Origin of the sequence: Methanoculleus sp. UBA374 (assembly GCA_002508705.1) — an archaeon.
GTDB classification, from domain to species: Archaea; Halobacteriota; Methanomicrobia; order Methanomicrobiales; family Methanoculleaceae; genus Methanoculleus; species Methanoculleus palmolei.
This window is the reverse complement of the sequence record DAYL01000029.1, coordinates 234140-256096: the sequence shown is the minus strand read 5'-3', so window position 1 is coordinate 256096 and position 21957 is coordinate 234140. Positions and strand designations below refer to the sequence as shown.

The window sequence follows — 21957 nt, the reverse complement described above, 5'->3', positions numbered from 1 at the left end:
GATATGTTATAATGTCGTATAAGTAAATGATAATATATTAACAAAGGACTACCCGTATTTCTCGGTAGCGCCGATGATGGGAATGCAGAGCCGGTGGTGGCGTGAACCGCACTGGCATTCCTCAATATGTACGTCCATGCCGTAGACATCCCGGATCAGTTTTGCATCCAGAACATCCTCCGGCGTTCCGTCGGCGATCACCTTCCCGCCGTAGATCATCAACGTCCGGTTCGCGTACAAAAATGCATGGTCCGGGTTGTGGGTCGAGAGAATAATGATGTAGCCTTCCTGGGCGAGGCCCGATATCCGGCACATCACCCGGAACTGGTTGCCGTAGTCGAGGTTTGCCGTCGGCTCGTCCATGATCAGAATCCTTGCCTTCTGCACAAGCGCCCGGGCGATCAGAGCAAGCTGCCGCTCCCCGCCGCTGATCTCCCCGTATCCCGCATTCCGGAGATGGGTAATACCGAGATTATCCATCGCCGCATAGGCTTCGTCGATCTGTTTCTGACCGGGCACCGAAAGCAGATTCAGCTGATTGGTAGTCCCCATCAGGATCACATCAAGCACCGTGTAATTGAATACCGGATACGTTGACTGAGGAATATAGGCGATATGCTTTGCAATCTCTTTATGGTCGAGAGTCCTGATGTCCTTACCGTTCAGCCGAATGCTCCCCTTATAGTTTCGCAAGAATCCGAGAATACACCGGAACATCGTGCTCTTCCCGACACCGTTCGGTCCGAGCACGGCAAGGAGGTCCCCCTTCTTCACCGAGAACGAGACATCATCCAGCACCAGGCGGGTACGTCTGCTGTAGGCAAAACTCAGGTGAGAAATTTCCAGGCTCATAATCGTCTCCCTCCCATCATCAAGAGATAGGCAAAGATCGGCGCTCCGACAAACGCGGTGAGAATGCCGAGCGGCACCTCGGTGGTCGCAATCGTCCGGGCGAAATCATCCACCAGCAGCAGAAACCCGCCGCCCATAATGATTGCCGCAGGAATGACCCTCCGGTAGTCGTAGCCGAGGAGCATCCGGCAGAAGTGCGGAATCACGAGGCCGACCCAGCCGATGATGCCGGAGATGGAAACGGCGACTGCTGTAACGAACGTTGCGCAGATGATCACGATCAGCCGGAGCAGGTCGGTGTTGATTCCCATGCTCTTTGCCTCGTCTTCGCCGAGGGTGAGGACGTTCATCCTCCAGCGGAGCAGGAACAGGGGGACGAGGCCGAGAAGAATTACCACGCCCGCAAAATATACGTCCTCCATGGTCGCGCCGGCAAGGCTGCCCATCAGCCAGTAGGTGATGGCCGGTAGTTGATCATTGGTGTCGGCGATGAGTTTGATGTAGGAGGTAGATGCGGTGAAGAGACTGCCGACAAGGATACCGGCAAGGACCATGCTGAGGGTGGTGTTTCCCCTCGTCAGGCGGCTGACCGCATACGCAGCGCCGACCGCGACAAGACCGCCGGCGAATGCGAAGATCGTAATCGCCCCGGTCCCGAGATAAAAGTAGATGGCAAGAGCTGCGCCGAAACTGGCACCGGCGGATGCCCCGAGAATATCGGGAGAGACAAGAGGGTTCTGGAACATTCCCTGGTATGCGGCGCCGGCCGTCGACAGGGCGGCCCCGACGAGAAGTGCCGCAAGAATTCTCGGCAGGCGGATATTGAAGACAACGCTGTACATCGCATCGTCCCAGGCCTCCGTCGCGGGAACGATCGGCGAGAGGAGAATTTGAACAATATCGCAGAGAATCGGGATATTCAGCGATATGACGAATTGAAAGACCGACGAGAGGAGAATAAGAATAACGTCGGAGATGCCGATCGAGAATCTGCCGACGACAAAAGAGAGGATGACGCAGAGAGCGACGGCAATTACCAGAAGAACGAACCGAAGCAGGTAGTTGGGGAGGTCCCGATCCGACACGGACGGGGCTGATACCGCATCAGCCGTGTGCAACTGATCCGCCGATGTAGCGCCGTCTGGTCCTGTAAGAGGCGATCTCGTCGGTACTGCATCAACCATGGATAGGTACTGGTTCTTTTTCAAAGTTAATTAATTATCTTAAATAATACCCACAATGTTAATTAACTAACGCTAACAAAAGACGTGGCCGGATAAAAGTTCGGCCGCCGCTTTTCACCTTTCCGGAACGGGACTTCGGGAATGCGGCACAGAACTGCGAGCCATTTTTTCACTGCCCCTCGACGGAAGGCGGCGGATCGAGTCGCGATCGGATGGCCGGACCCCCCTGCTAACGGATCACGGGACAACGGCGGACGATCGTCTTCTCCGCGGACTTACCGAAGAAATGATACCCGGAACCGCCCTCTGCGATCATATCGAGCAGGTCGTTGGGGCTGGTGACGCTATCCCCCCCGAGTATCGTCACGCCGCGCCGGAAGAATGCATCCGGGAGCATGCTGGCGGTCGGCCCGACGACGACGATGGAAGCACCGGGCCGGGCGAGGGAAAGCAGGGGCTCGAGCGTGTTGTTGATGAGGGTGGTGCCGGTGATGACGAGCATGTCGGCCCTGCGGGTCTCCGCATCCGCTTTATCCTGAGGGACGGCATAGGGCAGTTCGTCGGGCTTCAATGTGCGCAGGTCGAGTTCGAGGATCCCAAAAGGCTTTCCTCGCGCTTTGAGCCGCCGGATGATCGGCACGAGCGCCCCCACCACCACGACATACCCGTCTTCAGGCAGCGGCACGGTATCGAGCACGTCCCGCCCGCTCTCCCGGATATACCCTCTTTCGGGCCGGCGCTTCCAGCAGGATTCGGAAAGTGCGTTCAAGATTGCAATACCGACCGCTTTTTTGAGCGGCGGCGCACGGGGGAGGTCGCGGAGAAACTCCCCGGCGCTTCGCCCCGTGAACCGGCCCGGATACGGCATGGCACGGGCTGAGCTGGGGCAGCAGACCGCTTCCGGGATCTCTTTTATCGGGGTAAAGCAGAGGCCACCGGAGCCGTCGCTGAGTTTCACGCCGGTAAAGAAGATCCCGATCACGACCCTCTCCACGGTGATGGAGTCAAAATCGCTCCCAAGGATTGTCTGGATCTCTTCAAGGGTCTCTTCGAGAATCGAACCGGGACGTACAGACGAGGTAATCATGGAGTTTCCTGGTTATAGGATAAGGGAGTGCGCCCATTTAACCTGTAGGATGAAGAGGGGGGAGCGAGAAGTCCATGGTCGAGAGATCGGGGATGGAAAGTTAAACCTTAATAACGAAATGCACAAGATCATAGACAACGGCTGTCTATGAAACAAAACTCGTTCTACCTTCTGACCGGCATCGTTGCGCTCGCCGAGGTTGCCATCTTCTGGCTCTCGGTGGAGAGTGAGCAGCCGCTCCTGATCCAGGTTGCGTTCGTCCTCGGCGTCCTCCTGATCTACGGAGCGCGGAGGACGGTCGAAGAGAGGATCGAGGACGAACGGACGGCGCTGATCACAGAGAAAGCAGCGCTCCGGACCCTGGAAATCTTCTGGGTGATCTTCTTTGCGGTCAACCTCGGAAGCGCGGTCGTTGCGTTTTCGAGGCCGCTCGGACTGCGTCCTCCCCACCCGCCGGGCTCTCCCGGCACGGCCCCTCCCGACATGTTCGAGTTCCCGGTCATCGGCAATTTTGCTACCCTCCAGATGGCGCTGCTCTGCCTGATGATCTTCCTGTATGTCGGATTCAGGGAATACTACGCGCGCAAGTACGGAGACTGGGATACCGATGAAGAACAGGATTAAGGTCTACCGGGCGATGCACGACCTCACCCAGGAAGGGCTCGCAAACGAACTCGGCGTCACCCGACAGACCATCCTCGCCATCGAGAAAGGGAAGTACGATCCGTCGCTCGAGCTCGCCTTCAAGATCGCCCGGTTCTTCGGCGTCGCCATCGAGGATATCTTCATCTACAGCGATGCGGCAGGGAGAACCTGATCCGTCGAAACGATCCCTCCAGATTCCCGGCGTCTGCTCATGTCTCACCGGGAAGTGTCGAAGTCACCCCAAAAGTATCTAGCGCTGAAGATTCATATCGTTCAGAGTATTTTGACACATCCTCGGGAGGAATTGAGCAATTTTTGGTGTCAAATTGCTGACACGGCTTCCCTCCGGGTATCGCCACGCGGGGAACGACTGCCGGTACGGCAGGAGTTTGAGAAGACCGGAGGTCTTCGAGTGAGGGATCGGGAGGTGCGCCCGGCGGAACGGCGGGTGCATGAGCACCGCTAGGTGCGATTGGGTTTCCCCCTCCCGGCTGAGGTGTTTTGGGACGACCTCGTCGAGACAGACTCCGACCCATGGAAAAACCCGGGAGACAGTAACGTTTTAATAACAAAATGTACACTATACCGAACGTGACGGTATAACTCCGCCGCCCCGCACGGGATCACCGCTGTGCCGCATCCTGGGGTACAGCGCATTTCACGCTCCGCCACCTCCCGTGCGGGATCACCTCCAACAGTTCTTGCATCCCAAGAGAGATGAAACCCGAACGTTTTTGCGAGAATGTCGAGTTTACGATCCATTATGTCTCGATTTTCTCCAATTAGTAACCAATAAATAACAATATGTAAAATATACATTACATTGTCGAAAGCCCCGCAGATACCCGGGCACGACAACGAAGCAGTTAACCAAGAGAGTGAAAACATGAAAACCACCGGAACAATGCCGGAACAGCATCTATGCCGTGAGATTCATGCAGATACCACAACGCGCCGGAGACAGAGATAATGAGGCGAAACCTATGCATTCTCCTCCTCCTTCTGTCGGCACTCGTGGGCGCCGCTGCGGCGGCCGAGACAACGTCGGCGGAAGCACAGATCGCAGTCACCGGGGTAAACGTCAGTCCCGACACGCTCATGCACGGGGATACGGGCACGGTGACGGTTGAAGTCAAAAACACAGGAGAGACAGGCGTTGCCGTCAACAGGGCTGAACTGCTACCCTATGGGATCTCGGTCGTCAACGACAAGACCTACGATGCAGTGGGCGTCATCGGTCCCGGGAACACCATGTCGTTCACGTTCACCGTGAGAGCCGATACTGCGGACGGCATCTACTACCCGGTCTTCTATCTGGACCTCCAGAACAGCGGGAGCGTCCGCTACTCTATTCCGGTGACGGTCGAGAGCACAGATCTCCGGGTCTCCGTCATCGACGCTCCGGAGACCTATCCGGCAAACAGCAAAGACACCGTGGTCCTGTCCGTCGGAAACCCCCGCGAAGGCAGCGTGAACGGCGTAACCGTCACTGCGACCGGCGAAGGCGTCAGGACCCCCAAGACAGCCGTCTTCCTCGGGGCTCTGGCGCCGGATGAGGAAAAGAACGCTTCGTTCGAGATTACAGCGTCGCAGTCTACCGAACTCACCTTCGACGTCTCCTACCGGAACGGGATCAACGAGCATCACGCCACCCTGACCATACCCGTAGAAATAGGCCAGAGAACGGTCGAACCGGATATCGTGGTCAACAACATTGAGGTCGTCCAAAGCGGCGGCACGGTCACGTTGACCGGAGACGTGACCAACGCCGGACTGAAAGACGCATATTCAGTCAAGGTCACCGTCGAGGACCCGGCGATCCCGACCGATCCCTACCCGGTCTATGTGGTCGGCGGCCTGGAGCCGGACGATTTCTCAAGTTTCGAAGTCACGTGCAATGCACAGGACGCATCCTCCATCCCGCTCGTCGTTCAGTACCGGGATGAAGACGGCAACATCTTCACCGAGACCGTGACCGTCTCCTCCGCAGGACGGGCATCGCAGACGGGCGCGGGCGGTGAGATCCCGGCCGGACCCGGCGGCGGCACGGGCAACGGAAGAGGAGGGATGGGCATGTTCGGATCGTTCGGCGGCGGATTTGCGCAGATCCCGGTCGTCGAGATCCTCCTCGCGCTCATCGGGTGCGTGGCTGTCGCCGTCGCATGGCGGAAGGGTTACCTCGGAAAGATCCTTACGCGGGTCCGGAAGTAACATCCGGGGATGAAGATCCATGAGCAGTCCGGTTATCGAACTCGATAACGTCACGAAGATCTACCCTCTCCCGGCAGGCGACGTCACGGCACTGAAGGGGATATCCCTCACCATCGACGAGGGGGAGTTCGTGGCCATCATGGGGCCGTCGGGGTCGGGCAAATCGACCCTTCTCAACCAGATCGGGTGCCTGGACCGTCCAACGTCGGGCAACCTCCTCCTCTCCGGAAAGAACACACGGGAGATGGACGACCGGGAATTGACCAGCCTCCGGCTCTCTTCCATCGGCTACATCTTCCAGAAGTTCAACCTCATTCCCCTTCTCTCCGCCTACGAGAACGTCGAGTACCCCTACATCATGAAACACCGCAAAAACGACGATACCGGACGGGTGAGAGATCTCCTCTCCCTCGTAGGGATCGACGAATCCCTCTCGACCCATAAGCCCAGCGAACTGTCGGGGGGCCAGCAGCAGCGGATCGCCATCGCAAGAGCGCTCGTCAACGACCCGGCGATCCTCCTCTGCGACGAACCGACCGGAAACCTGGACTCGCAGACGAGCCTCCAGATCATGGAGATCCTTGCAGACCTCCATAACCGGGGCCGGACGCTCGTCATGGTGACCCATAACCCGGAGACCGCCACATACGCGGACCGGACGATCACGATACGGGACGGGAGAGTGGCATGATCAGAAAGGATATCATCTTTGCGCTCTCGGCAAGAAGCGTCCGGCTTCATTTCCTCCGATCGGTCCTCGCCGCCCTCGGCATCGTGATCGGTGTCGTCGCCATCGCCTCGATCGGGATGATGGGGGCAAACATGACGCTCTCGGTCACGGAAGAACTCTCCGATATGGCAAACAAACTCACCGTTACCGCATACCGCGGAGGCGGAGGTGGAGGCGGTATGATGGGAGGACCCGGCGGTGGAAATTCCGACGACGAAGACGCGATCACCGAGGACGAGTTCCGGGATATCCAGCGCATCGTCGCGAAGTACGGTACCGCGTACACCATCAGATCCGAGTCCGACGAGATCGAGGTCGGGTCGGATACCGGGCGGGCGACGATCTACGGCCTCGACCCGGAGGTCATGCGTGAGATTCTCACCGTCGAGACGGGAGAGTACCCCAAGAGCACGACCTCGGTGGTGGTCGGGCCGACGCTCGCCGAACGGCTCGACCTCAAGGTAGGGAGCAAGATCGACATCGGCGACCCCGACGAAGGGGCCACAACAACCGTCCGGGTCGTCGGTATCCTCGAGGAGCGTGGAATGTCCATGGACCTCAACACGGACATGGCAATCATCGGCAGCGATAAACTCTTCGTCGGGATGTACGGCGGCGAGGGCGAGTACGATCAGATCAATGTCGTCGTGAACGATCTGACCAATATCGACACGGTCAAGACGGCGATCGAAGACGAGCTCAACAGGAAAGAGGATACCGTCACCGTCCAGGACAGCAGCCGCATGATGGAGAGCATCACCTCGACGGTCTCCACGATGACGACATTCGTGATGGCGATTGCGGGGATCTCGCTCCTCGTTGCCGCGGTCTCGATCTTCAACGTGATGATGATGTCGGTGAACGAACGGGTGCGTGAGATCGGAATTCTCCGCTCCATCGGGACGCAGCGAGCCGAAATCCTGCGGATGTTCGTTTACGAGGCGGGAATCCTCGGGCTCGTCGGGGCGGTCATCGGTGCCGTTGCAAGCATCATCATCGGCTACATCGTCGTGCTCGGCATGGTCGGCACCGCCGACTACTTCTTCGCACCGGGGAGTATCGTCTACGTCCCGATGGCCATGGCCATCGGCGCCGCGATATGCATCGCGACAGGCGTCTACCCTGCGTGGCGGGCATCGAATCTCGACCCGATCGAGGCGTTGCGGGCCGAATAGCGTAAGGACCAGAGAAAAAATCATTGTAAATGGAGATCAGAGTATGACTACGAAAGAACCGACAAACATTTTCGAAATCATCACTCGCACCGTTCACGCCCTTGCAGCCGCGTGCGGGTTTAAGAACGCGAGCGAAGAACGGCAGCCTGCAGGGCTGCCACCGGAAGGGACGGAAACACCGCAGACGAATGATGCGTGTCGACCGGACGGGACATTCCCTGCAGAGCAGGAACCTCAGGCCGGACCGGGCATCGGCTGTGACCCCCCGGCCATCCGGGAAGAGGGCGCAGGGAGCGGTGAGGGGGAGGGACGATGAAACTACCGATGGCAGGTATATTTGCAATCGCCGCTCTCGTCGCTCTTGTAACCGTATGCGGGTGTACGAGTACGGACGACGGAGCGCAACCTCCAGGAGTCCAACCGGAAGGTACGGGAGCACCGCAGATGAACACCTCGTTCCAGCCGAACGGAACGTTTCCAGAACAGCGCGGGCAGCCTCAGATGAACCTGACATCCGCTGCTGCCGCACTCGGAGTCACCGAAGAGGAACTCCAGACAGCGCTTGGTGAACCGGGCGAGGGACAGACCACCTTTGCTGTTGCGGCAGCAAAACTCGGGGTCTCCGAGGAGGAACTCATCGAAGCGTTAGGGATTCCAGAAGAGAGAGCAGATGGCGGAATACCCGGCGACAGGGAAGGCGATGCCTCTTCGGAGCCACGATAGAGGAGGATGTCCGGGAACACGCGGCGATTCGATGAAGAAAAACACCGGTCTTTGGAAGAGGACAAAAAAGGAATTAAAGATCCGTGATCCCGGCCGGAGACGCGATCGATCCCCCTCCGGGCTCTCCGACCCGCACATGTTACGTCCGGCATCGTTAGATCGACGACATCCCGTGCATTTCGCCGTCGAAGTCCCGATAAAGTCTGCCAGAGATACGTTCGCGGTCTTCATCGGTCGCATCCGCGACCCCCTGCAGGTGATCCAGGCCGAAACAGACCTTATGGAAGAGAGAGTAATCGCCGGGAAGATCCATGAACAGATACTCCGGATTAACGAGGTCCTCAAACGTCTCGAACACGACCGGGAAGAATCCCGGCGGCAATCGAGACGGACGGCGGAGGCCGGGAACCGTACCCGATCACGCCCGCGCCGGCGGGATAGACTCCGGAAATTCACGGACGGGGAGCAACCGGCCTCTTCCCCCTCCGGGCGAGTTCCCGAAGCACCGCCCGGGCCAGATCGACGTTATCAAAGTCCTGTTCGGTCACCACGTCCCGGACGCAGGCCGGGACCTCGACGAGCCGCTCCGCCTCCCGGATCTCGGATGCAAGCGCCGTGAGGTTCCCCCTCTCGCGCATACGCTCTCGGTGCCAGGCTGCAGACCTGCGATCCGGGTCGATCTCAAGGACCGCCTCGTAGCAGGCTGCCGCTTCATCGTACCTGCACATGGCTTCAAGCACCCAGCCCCGACTTTGCCAGGCGAGGACATGGTGCGGGTCCAGCCTGAGCGCTTCGTCGTAGCAGGCGACGGCGCCGCTGTGATCGCCGAGTTGAGCGAGAACGTATCCTTTCCTCTGCCAGGCGCCCGCATTCTCCGGGTCGATCTCAAGCGCCCGGTCAAAACAGGCTGCCGCCGAAGCGTAGTTGCAGGACTTAATGAGAGCGAAGCCTTTCCGCCTCCAGAGAACCGGGTCGTCGGGGGAAAGTTCAAGGGCTTTATCGTAGCAGACGACCGCCTTGTTGTAGTTCCCGGAGTTGCAGAAAGCCTGCCCTCTGTGATACCATGTTCCGGCACCCTCTTCTCTCGTCGTCATCGGACCTTAAATGGGGATCAATCCATAAGAACCTAACCCGTACCTCCCGCAACGAATAAGACCGGTTGAACGAGAGATAACTGTATCATGGCGGATAGATTTCTTGTTGCCTATGCCACCCGCTACGGCTCGACCGCAGAGGTAGCGGAGGCGATCGGCGACGAACTCCGGAAGGCCGGCGAAGCGGTTGATGTCAGGCCGGTCGACGAAGTCCGTGACCTCTCCCCGTACCGGGCGGTCATCATCGGGAGTCCGATATACATGGGAAAATGGCTCCCGGAGCCGCAGGTCTTCATTGAACAGCACCAGAAGCGCCTGCGCACCATACCGGTCGCTTACTTTGCGGTGGGGCTGACGATTGCAGACGGGGACCCCGACACCCTCCGGAAGGCTGAAGCATCAATGGACCAGGTCAGGATGCTCTTAAACCCGGTGGACATCGGGCTCTTTCCGGGGAGACTGGAGGACGGGAGCCTCTCCTTCCCGGACCGCACCATCATCAAACTTTCCCGGGCAAAGACGGGAGACTTCCGGGACTGGGACGCCGTTCGTGCCTGGGCGCGGGAGGTGCGCTCGAAGGTCACCGGGCCGTGACCCGACCAAAAAAGCGCATATAGGGCGACAGCTCACGTGTACGAAATCAAATTAGGTGAATCGGGTGAACAAATACTCCTTCATCGCCAGAATGCCGGACAAACCGGGAGCGCTGCACCGCGCAGCCGAGATTGTCAAATCTTACGCGGGCAACATCGTCCGCATCCAGTACGACCGCAGGATCGACCCCGCCACGGTCTTCTTCGAGGTGACCGCCACACCGGAGACCTACTGCCGGATGAAGGAAGATCTCCACGCGATCGGCTACCTCCAGGAAACGCTCCCTATGCTCGGGTTCCTCAAGTTCTCCGTATACCTCCCCCACGAGCCCGGGTCGCTCTTCGACCTCCTCACCTACATCACCGGGGCGGGGGCGAACATCGCCTATATCGACTTTGACGACCGGCGGTGCGACCTGGGAGGGTTCGTAGAACCGGAGCAGGAGCACCGAAGATGCGACTCAGGGCGTGTCACCATCAGTTTAAACGTCGAAGAGACCGTGATCGTGGAGAACCTGCTCGACCGATTGAAGTCACGGTACCGCCTCGAGATCCTCGAGTACGACACGACCGGCGAGAGACTCGACGACACCGTCTTCTACGTCAGGTTCACCCAGGCAGTGCGGGGGCTGATCGGTACGGCCGAGGACGGGTTCCTGCTCTCCTTCCTGCAGGATGTCAACCACATCGTCCAGGAACTCAACAGCCGCGGGCAGGACCCGCGAGAGGTCTTTGAGAGCATCCTGCTTACGGGAAGAACGCTTAAAAACACTACCGGAGACCAGTTTTACGCGGACGTTCAGCGTATCCCGGTCAGCGACAACGTCGAGGTCTTCTGCTTTCAGATGCCGGGCGGCGGGAACATCTTCCTGCTCCGGGCCCCGGACGAGACCGTCATGGTAGACACCGGATACGGGATCTACCACGAGGACGCCGTGCGGATGTTCCGGCATTACGGCCTGGGGGACATCAAGAAGATCAAACGGGTCTACATCACTCATGCCGACGCAGACCACTGCGGGGCGGGGGGGCTCTTTGACGCAACGGCGTATACGCACACCGGGTCCCTGGAGATCATCCGCCGGGCGAACCGGGCCTACGGCTCGCGCAACGAGACCTCGATCCTCGAAGAGGTCTACACGACCGTCATCAACCTCTTCTCGCACTTCGCTCCGCCGGAGAACCCCGAACTCTTCCCGGAGGAGCCGATCGGCATGCGGTCGATCTTTCCCATCCTTGCCCGATTCACGGTCCATGACCTTGAGTTCGAGGTCCTTGAGTCACTGGGCGGACATATGCACGGTCAGATCTATCTCTTCTGCCCCGATCACGGGATCATCTTCACCGCCGATACATTGATCAACTTTGGGAGTCTCGATGAGGACCGGAAACGCTACAATTCGCTCGCTGATTTTCTGGTGACGTCGGTTAACGTCGACAGCGAGTGTGCACGCCGGGAACGCAAGGCGTTGCTTGAGTTGATTCAAAAGCAAAATGAAATATTCGCCCCGTATGGGCGCCGGTGCCTGGTCGCCTGCGGCCACGGTGCCGTCTCCGTCCTGAACGATGGAAGACTGGAAGCGGTCGGGCCGATCGAGCGTTATCGGGCCGGTGAGTAGAGAGGGAGTTAGGCGGCCACCAGCCCGAAGGGTATGTCCCACGGCGGTGACGAAAACCCCTCCCTCATCGGAGGCAACTCTTGAGTTTGCAGTTACTTCACCGCCGCCCGAATTTATTGATCTCAGTAGCCGGGGCCGTATCCCGCCCATTGAAATGACCCGGGAATATTGATCCTAAAGCGTCGCCTGAGAAAAGAGGGTTTTAAGAGAGGCTCAGTCGATCCGGACAAAGCCCTCTTCTTCGACGATCGCCTGACCGTCAGGGCTGAGGATGAAGTCGATATACCCCTTTGCAAGATCGGTTGCCTCGCCCTTCGTGAACATGAAGACTTCGCGCGATATCGGGTATGTCCCGGCCTTCACGGTCTCGATCGTGGGTGCAACTGCGGCCCCCTCTGTCCCGACGGAAATGCCTTTCACGGTGTTATCGAGGTAACCGAGCCCGACGTAGCCGATGGCACCCGGGGTCTGGGCGATGGTCTGCGTCACGGCACCGTTCGAGTTCTTCTCGAGCTGACCGCTGACGAAGTCTTCCTTCTGCATCACGAACTCCTGGAAGTATTCCCGGGTTCCAGAAGCGCTGTCACGGCCGACGACGACGATCTGCTGGTTCGATCCGCCGACCTGGTTCCAGTTCGTGTAGGTGCCGTTGTAGATGCCCCGGATCTGATCGAGGGTCAGGTTGTTAACGGCGTTCCCCGGATTGACGATGACTGCAATACCGTCGATGGCAACGGTGTGCTTGACAAGGTCCGGGTATTTCTCCTTCTCAGCATCTTTCAGGTCCCGGGAAGCCATGCCGATGCCTGCGGTGCCTTCACCGACAGCCTGGATGCCGACACTGGACCCACCGCCGCTGACCTGGATATCAGCACCGGAGTGGTCGGCCATGAATGTCTCGGCGGCCCGTTGAGCAATCGGGAGAACGGTCGTCGAGCCGGTGACCGAGAGAGTTCCGGAAATCTCGTCCCCTCCCGGCGTTTCGTTTTCGGTACCTGCCGTACAGCCGGCAATAAGCGTTACAGAGACAGCAAGGAGCGCAAGAACCACCAGGAGCGCACCGCTGCGCCGTACAGACGGTTGGCCTGTCATGTATACCCGGTAGGAGACGAGGAGTATAGAGATTCTCGAAAGGAACTCTATCGGAGTATAGCACTTCTATATAATATATTGGGCTATCGTGCCGCCGCGCCACGGAACCGCCGCTCCCCTGCCAGTGCAATCCCGATACCGAGAACGATCAGGGTCCCGCCGACCAGCAGTACTAGGCGATCCAGCTGGGTGAGGAGGAAGAGACATGCGATGATCCCGACAACCGGGATGATCGGCAAGAACCCGATGGCTCCCGGTATCCGGAACGGCCGCTCAACATCCGGCGCACGGTAGCGGAGCAGGATCACGGATGCGTTGATGACGACGAACGTCACAAAGAGCGTGAAGTTGGCGACGTTCGCGACAAAGTCAATCTCGCCGGCAAAGAGGAAGACCATGGTGGCGAGGGCAACGGCAATGATGGCCGTCCACGGGGTCCGGGTCAGGGAATGCACCCGGGCGAAGACCGCAGGAAGCGAGAACTCGGAGGCCATGCCGTAGATGATCCGGGACGATGCCATCATCATCAGGAGAGCGGTATTCGCGGTGGCAAAGAGAGCGATAACGGAGATAACGGTGAACGCGACGGGACCGAGAGAGATGGATGCAACGTCGGCGAATGGTGCCCGGGAGGCGGCGAGTTGCTCCCAGCCGACGACCGAGACGGCGGCGAGCGAGACCAGGATATAAAGGAGAACGGAGATGCCAAGCGCGATGATCAGGGCAATGGGGATAGTCCGCTCCGGATTTTTGGTCTCCTCCGAGAGTTTTACCATCTCCTCAAATCCCATATAGGCAAAGAAGACAAGTGCCGACGCCCGCAGGAGACCGGGGATCCCCTGAGGCATCTCAAGATAGTTCACCTCTCCGAGGTGCGGGAGGCCGATCAGGATGACCATGACGATACCCCCAACCTCAATGAGCGTCAGGATGATGGCGACCCGGGCGGTCTCCTTGATGCCGGAGAAGAGTATCCCGGCAAGGATGAGGATGATCAGGATCGCGGAGAGGAGGAGAGGCAAGCCGACGAGGTCCGAGAAGTAGCCGGCAAACCCGAGCGATACGGTTGCGGCACCCAGGATGCCGGAGAGGATGATCAGCCACCCGACGACAAACGCAAGCTTTCTCCCGAAGGCATGCGAGACATACTCGAATTCAGCACTTGCGCGGGGATACATCGATGAAAGCTCGGCATAACTCAGGGCACTGAAAGCAGCGATGGCAGCGGCGATAGCGAACGTCAGCCAGACGGCGTTGCCGGCCATGCCGGCCGCCTCCCCGAGCAGGGCATAGATCCCGGCTCCAAGGATGATCCCTACGCCCGAGAGAGTGACTGCCGGCAACCCGAGCTCGCGTCGGAGGTGCGTACCGGGACTCAAGGCGTCCGATGCCTCTTCCACCATGTGATAATCGTATGCGCCTGTCCCATTTATGGCTTATCAAGCAACGTTCATCGGGCCTTTACTGAACGAATTTGCAGGACCTCGTGACTCCGCCACGGAAGGAGCGGGTCAAGATGATACCGAAGTCATCCTAAAAGTTTCCAGCGGCTGACGATTCCTATAGTTCAGAGCATTCTGTCGCCTCCCCGCGAAAAATTGAATGATCTCTGGCGTCAAACCTCTGATACGGCTCCCCTCTGGGTATCGCCACGCGGGGAACGACTGCCGAAACGGCAGTCGTTCGAGAAACTCGAAGAGTTTCGAGTGAGGGATCTTCGAAAGGTGTCCCCCTCCCGGCTGAGGTATTTCGGGATCACCTCACCGTAACTTCGGGAAGAGGGACAACGCTCTTCTTCTCACGCGTCGGGACCGGGCTCCAACCTGCGACCGCCGGGTGATCTCCTCCGGCTCTTCAAGGCGGAGTCCGGAAAACGAGAGTTACTGCCTGGAACCTGGAATCCGACATAACCCATATATACCAAACCTGTCCATGCAGGTCCTCCGTGCAGGAAGGAGGAAGCGATCGAATGGCGCAGAATATTATTGACACCCTGAAACAGGAACACCGGATGGTACTCTCGCAACTCTCAGAACTCTCAAGCAAGGGCGTGAGCGACCGGGGGAGAAAGTATGACGCCTTGAAACAGAACCTCGTACCCCACCTCGTCGGAGAAGAGAAAGCCCTCTATCCGAGACTCGAAAAAGAGGCAGATATGCGGGATACGACGCTTGAAGCAATCGAGGAGCACAATGCGGTCAAGATGCTACTAAACCAGCTCGATAGGGCGGCTATATCAGAGGAAGCGAACTGGGTGGCAAAACTGATAGTGATCCAGGAGAATGTGAAGCACCACATCAATGAGGAGGAAGAGCGGATCTTCCCGCAGATGCAGCAGAAGATGGACAGCAACGAACTCTCAAGCCTCGGCAGCAGGTATGAGGAGGAGAAACGAAGCGCAATACCGGTTGCCACGGCCGAGTAAAGCCCGGAACAATCGATGATGGAGGAGCCGGACCATCGTGCGATCCCGGCGCGGGGGCCCGACTCCGGGCGGCTTTGCGCGCCTGCCGTATCCGGAAGCGTACCGAACCAACCCTAGGCGACCGGCGGGCATCGGAGCAAAGCACTTCCCACCCGGGGTGCAGGACATAAAAGAAAACCGATCGTGACCACGGCCTCACTCAAGTCGACTCATGTAAACAGAATGAATTAACAGATAGATAAAGTTAAATACTTATGATTTATATGATCAGTATGGTGCCATCGCAAATAGCGGTGCATCATGGATCAACTGGAGGATAAACAGGAACACCAGAAGATTCCTCCCAAACGTCGACGACATGCCGATGCAGGTCGCAATCAAGCCCTGAAAAAGCCATTCTTCATTAAAACCCGGGGTACCCGTGGAAAGGAAAGGAAACGCACCGGACGATTGTCAAACCCGGATGCCCCGGGCGCTGCCATGTTGGAGAACAGGCTGGACGACCTCCCGTTCTTGCCTCATACCACTGCCATTCTTCGTGGAACCGGCTCCCCGGCGGGCTGCCGGGAAGGAGCGAACTCCTCCGGCAGCCTTTAAAACCTTAAACGATGGATGAATCACAAAAACGTGCGTTACCGAAAAGAAACATGCAGAAGAATGAACGCTCGTCGCATAACAGTAATAACAGTAAGAAAAACAGCACTTTACTGTAAAAGGAAGGTAATAGCAGCGAACCATGCTTCCCGAGGGCTCGCGCACCTCAGTACCACAGAGTACGTGAGAGGGCTTAACTTCTGGGTTCGGAATGGGTCCAGGTGTTTCCCCTCTGCTATGGCCGCTATTACCAGTTACATCCGGGTATGATGCGTCAATCGAGTCGAAAACCCTGACGGGTTTTCTTCCCCATCGGCCGCTACGCGCCCGAATGGAAGCCAAGGCCCGGACTTGAACCGGGGTGTAGTTGATCTGCAGTCAACCGCGTGGCCGCTCCGCCACCTTGGCAAGCTGTGTTGCCTCCTTTCCTACGTCCTCATCCTATTTAAGGGTTACACCCTCAACGGGACTGAGCACGAGAGGCTCAGGTGCGTACTCCGGATTTCGTCTGAGTTCAGCGGAAGGCATCGGACGTTAGTACCTGCGGACTGAACATGTCGTTGCCTTCATGCTTACATCCCAGGCCTATCAAACGGGTCTTTTACCCATGTCCTCAACGGAGTCTCTTTTTAGGTCAGGTTTCAAGCTTAGATGCTTTCAGCTTTTACCCCTTATCGCGTAGCTGCTCGGCATTGCCCTGTCGGACAACCGATCGACCAGAGGCGACGACGGAAAGTTCCTCTCGTACTATTTCCATCTTACCCTCAGACTCCCGACACTCCAGATAGATAGTAACCGACCTGTCTCACGACGGTCTAAACCCAGCTCACGATCCCCTTTAATAGGCGAACAACCTCACCCTTGGCCGCTGCTGCACGGCCAGGATGGAAAGAACCGACATCGAGGTAGCAAGCCGCCGGGTCGATATGTGCTCTTGCCGGCGACGACTCTGTTATCCCCGGGGTAGCTTTTCTGTCGTCAATGGCCCTCATCAATAAGGCTCATTGGTTCGTTAGACCCGAGTTTCCTCTCGCGATTACTTGCTATGCGTAATCGCGTCAGGCCAACTTATGCTCTTGACACTCTCCTGTGAGTTTCTGACTCACATGAGTTGACCATAGGGCACCCTTGATATTTTTTCGAGGGTGTGGCGCCCCACCCAAACTGCCTACCTACCGTTGTCCTCAAGAATTTGAGTAAGTGTTACAGTAAACCAAGGATGGTGTCTCATCGTCGGCTCCCCACCCCCCGGAAGGGATGGATCGACACCTCCCATCTACTCTGCGCAAGGAATACCGTAACACAGCGACAGGCTGCAGTAAAGCTCCACGGGGTCTTCACTTCCCATCTGGAGTCCCTAGTCTCTGCACTAGGACAAAATGTTCAACGGCTTCGTGTTAGGGACAGTAGGGCTCTCATTAATCCATTCATGCAAGTCGCCAATTAAGCGACAAGGTACTACGCTACCTTAAGAGGGTCATAGTTACCCCCGCCGTTTACGAGTCCTTCGTCCGGTTGAACCCGGTATTCAGATACTCGCACTGGGCAGGAATCAGTGACTATACTAATCGTTTCCGAGTTGCAGTCACCTATGTTGTTATTAGACAGTTAGAGCCCCCTAGTCACTGCGACCTGCCTGATCACCAGGCAGGCACCCCTTATCCCAAAGTTACGGGGCCAATTTGCCGAGTTCCCTTAACACGATTACACCGACACGCCTTAGCCTTCTTAGCTAGGGGCACCTGTGTCAGATCTCGGTACGGACATTCATCCCCCTTTTCACGGGCTCCAGGAATTTGCCGAATTACTCCATCACGCTTTCACTCGCTTCTCACCATGGCGGTACTCCACGAGTTTGAACGCTTGGACAAGGCGACGACCCTGCCCGGCATATCCCGAAGCGTCAGGGCGGTAAACCGCTACGGATGAATGGTACAGGAATATTAACCTGTTTCCCTGTCGATGTGCTCGAATTACGACACACCTTAGGACCGACTAACCCTCGGCTGACGAACATTGCCGAGGAAACCTAGCCCCTCCGGCGGTTGGGATTCTCACCCAACTTTGCTTCTACTAATGCCAGAATTCTCATTACTACCCGGTCCACAGGAGCTTACGCCCCTGCTTCTGCCCAGGCAGCACGCCTCTCTACGCCGTCACTCTTGCGAGTGGTCCGTGGTATCTGTAGTAGGCTTTAGCCCCGTCCATTTTCAGTGCCCCAAACCTCGACTGGTAAGCTGTTACGCACTTTTTAAAGGATAGCTGCTTCTGAGCTCACCTTCCAGTTGTCTTTGGCCTGGGACGCCTTTCAGTGTTGACACTTAGCCTACATTGAGGGACATTAACCACGGTCTGGGTTGTCTCCCTTACGGACTACAAGCTTACCCCGTAGTCCGGACTGCCAGCCTTCTTCGATGACGGGGAATTTGGAGTTTGACAGGGGGGTGAGAGATTTCTCTCCCAGCTCCCCCAATCAGTGCTCTACCTCACCGTCGATCTCCAGCCAGGTCATGCTACGGCATGTTTCGAGAGGAACCAGCGGATGCCCAGCTCGATTAATCTTTCACTCCTATACGCAGGTCACGCGAATGATTTGCATATCAAAACCGCATTCGGTCCTCCACGCGCCTTTCGGCACGCTTCAACCTGCCCACGCATAGATCGCTAGGCTTCGGGTCTTACCCTGCAGACTCCACGCACTTTTAATACGCCGTCCCATGCCCGAAAGCTACGGACCTGTTGGTTTCCCTTCGGCTCCCCTTTTGGGTTAACCTTCGCCTGCAGAATAAACTCTCTGGCCCGTTCTTCAAAACGTACGTTACGACACCGGCAACCACGCCCGTACTACCGCCTCGCGACGGGTTCCTTCACGTGGAAGATCCTTTCGCGCCGTAACTCACCATCACCTATCAGTTTCAGGCACTTTTAACCACCTTTCAAGGGTTACTTTTCAGCCTTCGCTCACGCTACTAATGCGCTATCGGTTTCGAGTAGTATTTAGCTTTGGAAGTTGATGACTCCCAGATTCCCGCGAGAATTCCGACCCGCGGTACTCAAGACACTACCAGGATACCTCGGCTTACATGTACGGGACTGTCACCCTCTCTGGTACCACATTCCAGAAGACTTCCACTTAACCTTGGTATCCGGACGGTAGGCTTACTACACCACATCTCCCCGTGAGGGGATTCAGTTTGAACTTTGTCGTGTTCGATCGCCTCTACTAGCGACATCTCGATTGATTTCTTTTCCTCCCCCTACTGAGATGTTTCAATTCGGGGGGTTCCCGATCCTTACGGATCAACACCGAAGTGTTGGGATGTCCCATTAGGGAATCTCCGGATCGTAGACTCCATGCGTCTTCCCGGAGCTTATCGCAGCTTGGCACGCCCTTCTTCGGCACTCGAACCGAGCCATCCACTGACAGGCATATCGCCGTTCCGCTGAACTCATTTAACGTCCAGAGTACGCACCTATACACAGCCTCTTCAGGTCAAAGACCTTCAGCCCTTCCCCGGGGACTCTCATCTCCGGGTGCATTGTCGGGCAGGACTGCTTGGCCCTGCCGAGTGGACTCAGGGGGATTTGAACCCCCGGCCTCCGCCTCGCAAAGGCGGCGCTCTTCCAACTGAGCTATGAGCCCGAATCTCTCCGTTGACATCGGCAATTTTACGTTTTGTCCAGCAACCGCAAAACCCAAGTAATTTCATTAGGAGGTGATCCAGCCGCAGATTCCCCTACGGCTACCTTGTTACGACTTAACCCTCCTTGCGGAACCTAGATTCGACTGCGGCAACGACCGCAGCCTCATCCAAACCCCACTAAGATGGTTTGACGGGCGGTGTGTGCAAGGAGCAGGGACACATTCACCGCGTTATTTTGAAACGCGATTACTACGGATTCCAGCTTCATGTGGGCGAGTTACAGCCCACAATCCGAACTACGGACAGGTTTAGGAGATTGCCTTCACCTTTCGGTGTCGATACCCATTGTCCTGCCCATTGTAGCCCGCGTGTAGCCCGGATAATTCGGGGCATGCTGACCTACCGTTGCCCATTCCTTCCTCCTCTTTAGCAGAGGCGGTCCCAACAGTGTCCCCATCAGTCCGGAGACCATGCTGGCAACTGTTGGCGTGGGTCTCGCTCGTTGCCTGACTTAACAGGATGCTTCACAGTACGAACTGACGACGGCCATGCACCTCCTCTCAGCTAGTCATGCAGAGTCTTCAGCCCGGCAATCATTCAGCTGTCTTATCCGGTGAGATTTCCGGCGTTGAGTCCAATTAAACCGCAGGCTCCACCCGTTGTGGTGCTCCCCCGCCAATTCCTTTAAGTTTCAGCCTTGCGACCGTACTTCCCAGGCGGCACGTTTCACGGTTTCCCTTCGGCACCTCGGTGACTCGTGGTCACCGATACACCTAACGCGCATCGTTTACGGCTGGGACTACCCGGGTATCTAATCCGGTTTGCTCCCCCAGCTTTCGTCCCTCACTGTCGAAGCCGTTCTGGTGAGGCGCCTTCGCCACAGGTGGTCCCTCGAGGATTACAGGATTTCACTCCTACCCCCGAAGTACCCCTCACCTCTCCCGGTTCCAAGATTGCCAGTATCCCTTAGACGCCTGACGGTTAAGCCGCCAGATTTCCCAAGAGACTTAACAACCCAGCTACGAACGCTTTAAGCCCAATAAAAGTGGCCACCACTCGAGCCGCCGGTATTACCGCGGCGGCTGGCACCGGTCTTGCCCGGCCCTTTCTTCAGGTGTGTTTTAGACACCTGGACAGCCTGCATATACAGGCACTCGAGGTTCCCTTATCACGGTTGCCCGCATTGTAAAGTTTTCGCGCCTGCTGCGCCCCGTAGGGCCTGGATTCGTGTCTCAGAATCCAACTCCGGGCTCTTGCTCCCACAACCCGTACCGATCACTGGCTTGTTGGGCCATTACCCCGACAACAACCTAATCGGCCGCAGATCCATCCTAAGGCGTCGGAACTTTCGATTACAGAGCATTCCAGCATCTGTAGTCTATAGGGTATTATCCCCAGTTTCCCGGGGTTATCCCCTTCCTTAGGGTAGGTTATCCACGTGTTACTGAGCAGTACGCCGAGGGCCGAACCCTCTCGACTCGCATGGCTTAATCGAACCCCGATAGCAGTGACCTCTGGCAGGATCAACCAGAATTTGGAAGTATGCACACTACTAAACTTGGGAGGAATTAGCGGTTACTGAACAAATTTCCGCATTGCCAATGCCAACGTCAGAATCAACCCGTGTCATGCGCGGTCGCGTTGATTCTCCATCAACAGGGAAACAATGTTTGTCTTACGAGTATTTAAACATTGTCTCCCTGCATCAGATTCAAGTTTGATGACTCGAACCGTCATTATCCATCCGGGAGGCAGGGAAACCCGGCTTGAACCGGTTCGCCTCACCCGTGCGAGATTAAATATTTATGCGTTCCCACATATAAACATTTGTTTCGCACAGAGATCCGCTCCGGAACCCCTGTGGGGTTCCCGATTCGCCCCGATCTTGAGGACCACAACATTTGCGCTTTATCGCATATAAACATTGTGTCCCCGCTGGGGGACGAACCGGAAATCCCTCAAACACCCCCGATCTGGCACCATCAGACCCACCGGTTTTCACCGGGGACCGGCATGCCGTGCGAGGAATTATGTTGGGCTTCCAGAGATATAAACATTGTCACCCGCATCAGACCCAAGCCAGAACTTGAGTCGTCACAACGGTTGAAGGGACAGAAGGACCAGACCACCCGGAAAGGGCTGCACGATCCGACGTCCTGACAACACAGCCTTACAATGTTGTCATCAATGATATATTATTGTTTCCCTGCTCCGTCGGATCCGAGCATCCGGCTCGGACCCCCATGAACGTCGGAAGCCCCGGACATTCTGCACAGGAATGCAGAATCA

General features: G+C 57.2%; 16 protein-coding genes, 2 tRNA genes, 3 rRNA genes and 1 pseudogene. 10 read left to right on the top strand and 12 right to left on the bottom strand.

All coding sequences use genetic code 11. The features are described 5' to 3' along the window. Positions 1 to 48: 48 nt before the first annotated feature. From BRA42_RS09945 to BRA42_RS09935, 3 genes are all read right to left on the bottom strand, one after another. Positions 49 to 852: an ABC transporter ATP-binding protein gene (locus BRA42_RS09945; RefSeq protein WP_292407722.1), complete on the bottom strand. Its 804-nt coding sequence runs from the start codon at positions 850 to 852 to the stop codon at positions 49 to 51. Next, positions 849 to 1937 carry a FecCD family ABC transporter permease gene (locus tag BRA42_RS09940; RefSeq protein ID WP_292407718.1) on the bottom strand — a complete coding sequence of 363 codons (1089 nt, stop codon included), beginning with the start codon at positions 1935 to 1937 and terminating at the stop codon, positions 849 to 851. The genes BRA42_RS09945 and BRA42_RS09940 overlap by 4 nt, the downstream gene beginning before the upstream one ends. 328 nt (positions 1938 to 2265) lie before the next feature. Continuing rightward, a complete protein-coding gene (locus tag BRA42_RS09935) occupies positions 2266 to 3123 on the bottom strand; it encodes a DUF364 domain-containing protein (protein ID WP_342770516.1) in 858 nt (285 codons plus the stop codon). A gap of 147 nt (positions 3124 to 3270) precedes the next feature. Here BRA42_RS09935 and BRA42_RS09930 point away from each other — a divergent pair, with 147 nt between their 5' ends. The 7 genes from BRA42_RS09930 to BRA42_RS09900 all read left to right on the top strand — a co-directional run bounded on the left by BRA42_RS09930 (position 3271) and on the right by BRA42_RS09900 (position 8607). After that, on the top strand, positions 3271 to 3747 hold the full coding sequence (locus BRA42_RS09930; RefSeq protein ID WP_292407711.1) for a DUF2178 domain-containing protein: 477 nt from the start codon (positions 3271 to 3273) through the stop codon (positions 3745 to 3747). After that, positions 3731 to 3940, top strand: a complete 210-nt coding sequence (locus tag BRA42_RS09925) for a helix-turn-helix transcriptional regulator (protein ID WP_292407708.1) — start codon at positions 3731 to 3733, stop codon at positions 3938 to 3940. The genes BRA42_RS09930 and BRA42_RS09925 overlap by 17 nt, the downstream gene beginning before the upstream one ends. A 797-nt stretch (positions 3941 to 4737) precedes the next feature. Then, on the top strand, positions 4738 to 5979 hold the full coding sequence (locus tag BRA42_RS09920) for a hypothetical protein (protein WP_342771818.1): 1242 nt from the start codon (positions 4738 to 4740) through the stop codon (positions 5977 to 5979). 19 nt (positions 5980 to 5998) lie between these two features. After that, positions 5999 to 6670, top strand: a complete 672-nt coding sequence (locus BRA42_RS09915) for an ABC transporter ATP-binding protein (protein WP_292407702.1) — start codon at positions 5999 to 6001, stop codon at positions 6668 to 6670. Continuing rightward, positions 6667 to 7884 (top strand): ABC transporter permease, encoded by a 1218-nt coding sequence (locus tag BRA42_RS09910; protein ID WP_342770514.1) that lies wholly within the window; start codon positions 6667 to 6669, stop codon positions 7882 to 7884. Before BRA42_RS09915 ends, BRA42_RS09910 begins: the two co-directional genes overlap by 4 nt. 43 nt (positions 7885 to 7927) lie before the next feature. Further along, complete coding sequence (locus BRA42_RS09905; protein ID WP_342772133.1) at positions 7928 to 8200, top strand: hypothetical protein; 273 nt, start codon at positions 7928 to 7930, stop codon at positions 8198 to 8200. Next, positions 8197 to 8607: a hypothetical protein gene (locus BRA42_RS09900; RefSeq protein ID WP_342772132.1), complete on the top strand. Its 411-nt coding sequence runs from the start codon at positions 8197 to 8199 to the stop codon at positions 8605 to 8607. The genes BRA42_RS09905 and BRA42_RS09900 overlap by 4 nt, the downstream gene beginning before the upstream one ends. A 154-nt stretch (positions 8608 to 8761) precedes the next feature. On the opposite strand, the gene BRA42_RS09895 is transcribed toward BRA42_RS09900, so the two are convergent. Both BRA42_RS09895 and BRA42_RS09890 read right to left on the bottom strand, forming a co-directional pair. Then, on the bottom strand, positions 8762 to 8920 hold the full coding sequence (locus BRA42_RS09895; protein ID WP_292407692.1) for a hypothetical protein: 159 nt from the start codon (positions 8918 to 8920) through the stop codon (positions 8762 to 8764). A 139-nt stretch (positions 8921 to 9059) separates the two neighbouring features. Continuing rightward, on the bottom strand, positions 9060 to 9701 hold the full coding sequence (locus BRA42_RS09890; RefSeq protein WP_292407690.1) for a tetratricopeptide repeat protein: 642 nt from the start codon (positions 9699 to 9701) through the stop codon (positions 9060 to 9062). An 87-nt stretch (positions 9702 to 9788) separates the two neighbouring features. Here BRA42_RS09890 and BRA42_RS09885 point away from each other — a divergent pair, with 87 nt between their 5' ends. Both BRA42_RS09885 and BRA42_RS09880 read left to right on the top strand, forming a co-directional pair. Next, a complete protein-coding gene (locus BRA42_RS09885; protein ID WP_342770512.1) occupies positions 9789 to 10295 on the top strand; it encodes a flavodoxin domain-containing protein in 507 nt (168 codons plus the stop codon). Positions 10296 to 10386: 91 nt separating this feature from the next. Further along, positions 10387 to 11622 (top strand): annotated as a pseudogene (locus BRA42_RS09880) (MBL fold metallo-hydrolase); the annotation flags it as partial. A gap of 504 nt (positions 11623 to 12126) precedes the next feature. On the opposite strand, the gene BRA42_RS09875 reads toward BRA42_RS09880, so the two are convergent. After that, a complete protein-coding gene (locus BRA42_RS09875; RefSeq protein WP_292407682.1) occupies positions 12127 to 13005 on the bottom strand; it encodes a phosphate ABC transporter substrate-binding protein in 879 nt (292 codons plus the stop codon). Between the two features lie 83 nt (positions 13006 to 13088). Continuing rightward, positions 13089 to 14408 (bottom strand): APC family permease, encoded by a 1320-nt coding sequence (locus tag BRA42_RS09870; protein WP_292407679.1) that lies wholly within the window; start codon positions 14406 to 14408, stop codon positions 13089 to 13091. A gap of 566 nt (positions 14409 to 14974) precedes the next feature. On the opposite strand from BRA42_RS09870, the gene BRA42_RS09865 reads away from it, so the two are divergent. Beyond that, complete coding sequence (locus BRA42_RS09865; RefSeq protein ID WP_292407675.1) at positions 14975 to 15430, top strand: hemerythrin domain-containing protein; 456 nt, start codon at positions 14975 to 14977, stop codon at positions 15428 to 15430. 721 nt (positions 15431 to 16151) lie between these two features. Here BRA42_RS09865 and rrf read toward each other — a convergent pair. The 5 genes from rrf to BRA42_RS09840 form a co-directional block, all read right to left on the bottom strand. Beyond that, positions 16152 to 16273, bottom strand: a 5S ribosomal RNA gene (gene rrf, locus BRA42_RS09860). Between the two features lie 87 nt (positions 16274 to 16360). Next, positions 16361 to 16432: transfer RNA gene (locus BRA42_RS09855), tRNA-Cys, on the bottom strand. A gap of 106 nt (positions 16433 to 16538) precedes the next feature. After that, positions 16539 to 19471: ribosomal RNA gene (locus tag BRA42_RS09850) — 23S ribosomal RNA — on the bottom strand. A 123-nt stretch (positions 19472 to 19594) separates the two neighbouring features. After that, a tRNA-Ala gene (locus BRA42_RS09845) sits at positions 19595 to 19667 on the bottom strand. Between the two features lie 68 nt (positions 19668 to 19735). Beyond that, positions 19736 to 21202, bottom strand: a 16S ribosomal RNA gene (locus BRA42_RS09840). The 16S, 23S and 5S rRNA genes sit together here with 2 tRNA genes alongside, the layout of an rRNA operon. Between the last annotated feature and the right edge of the window lie 755 nt (positions 21203 to 21957).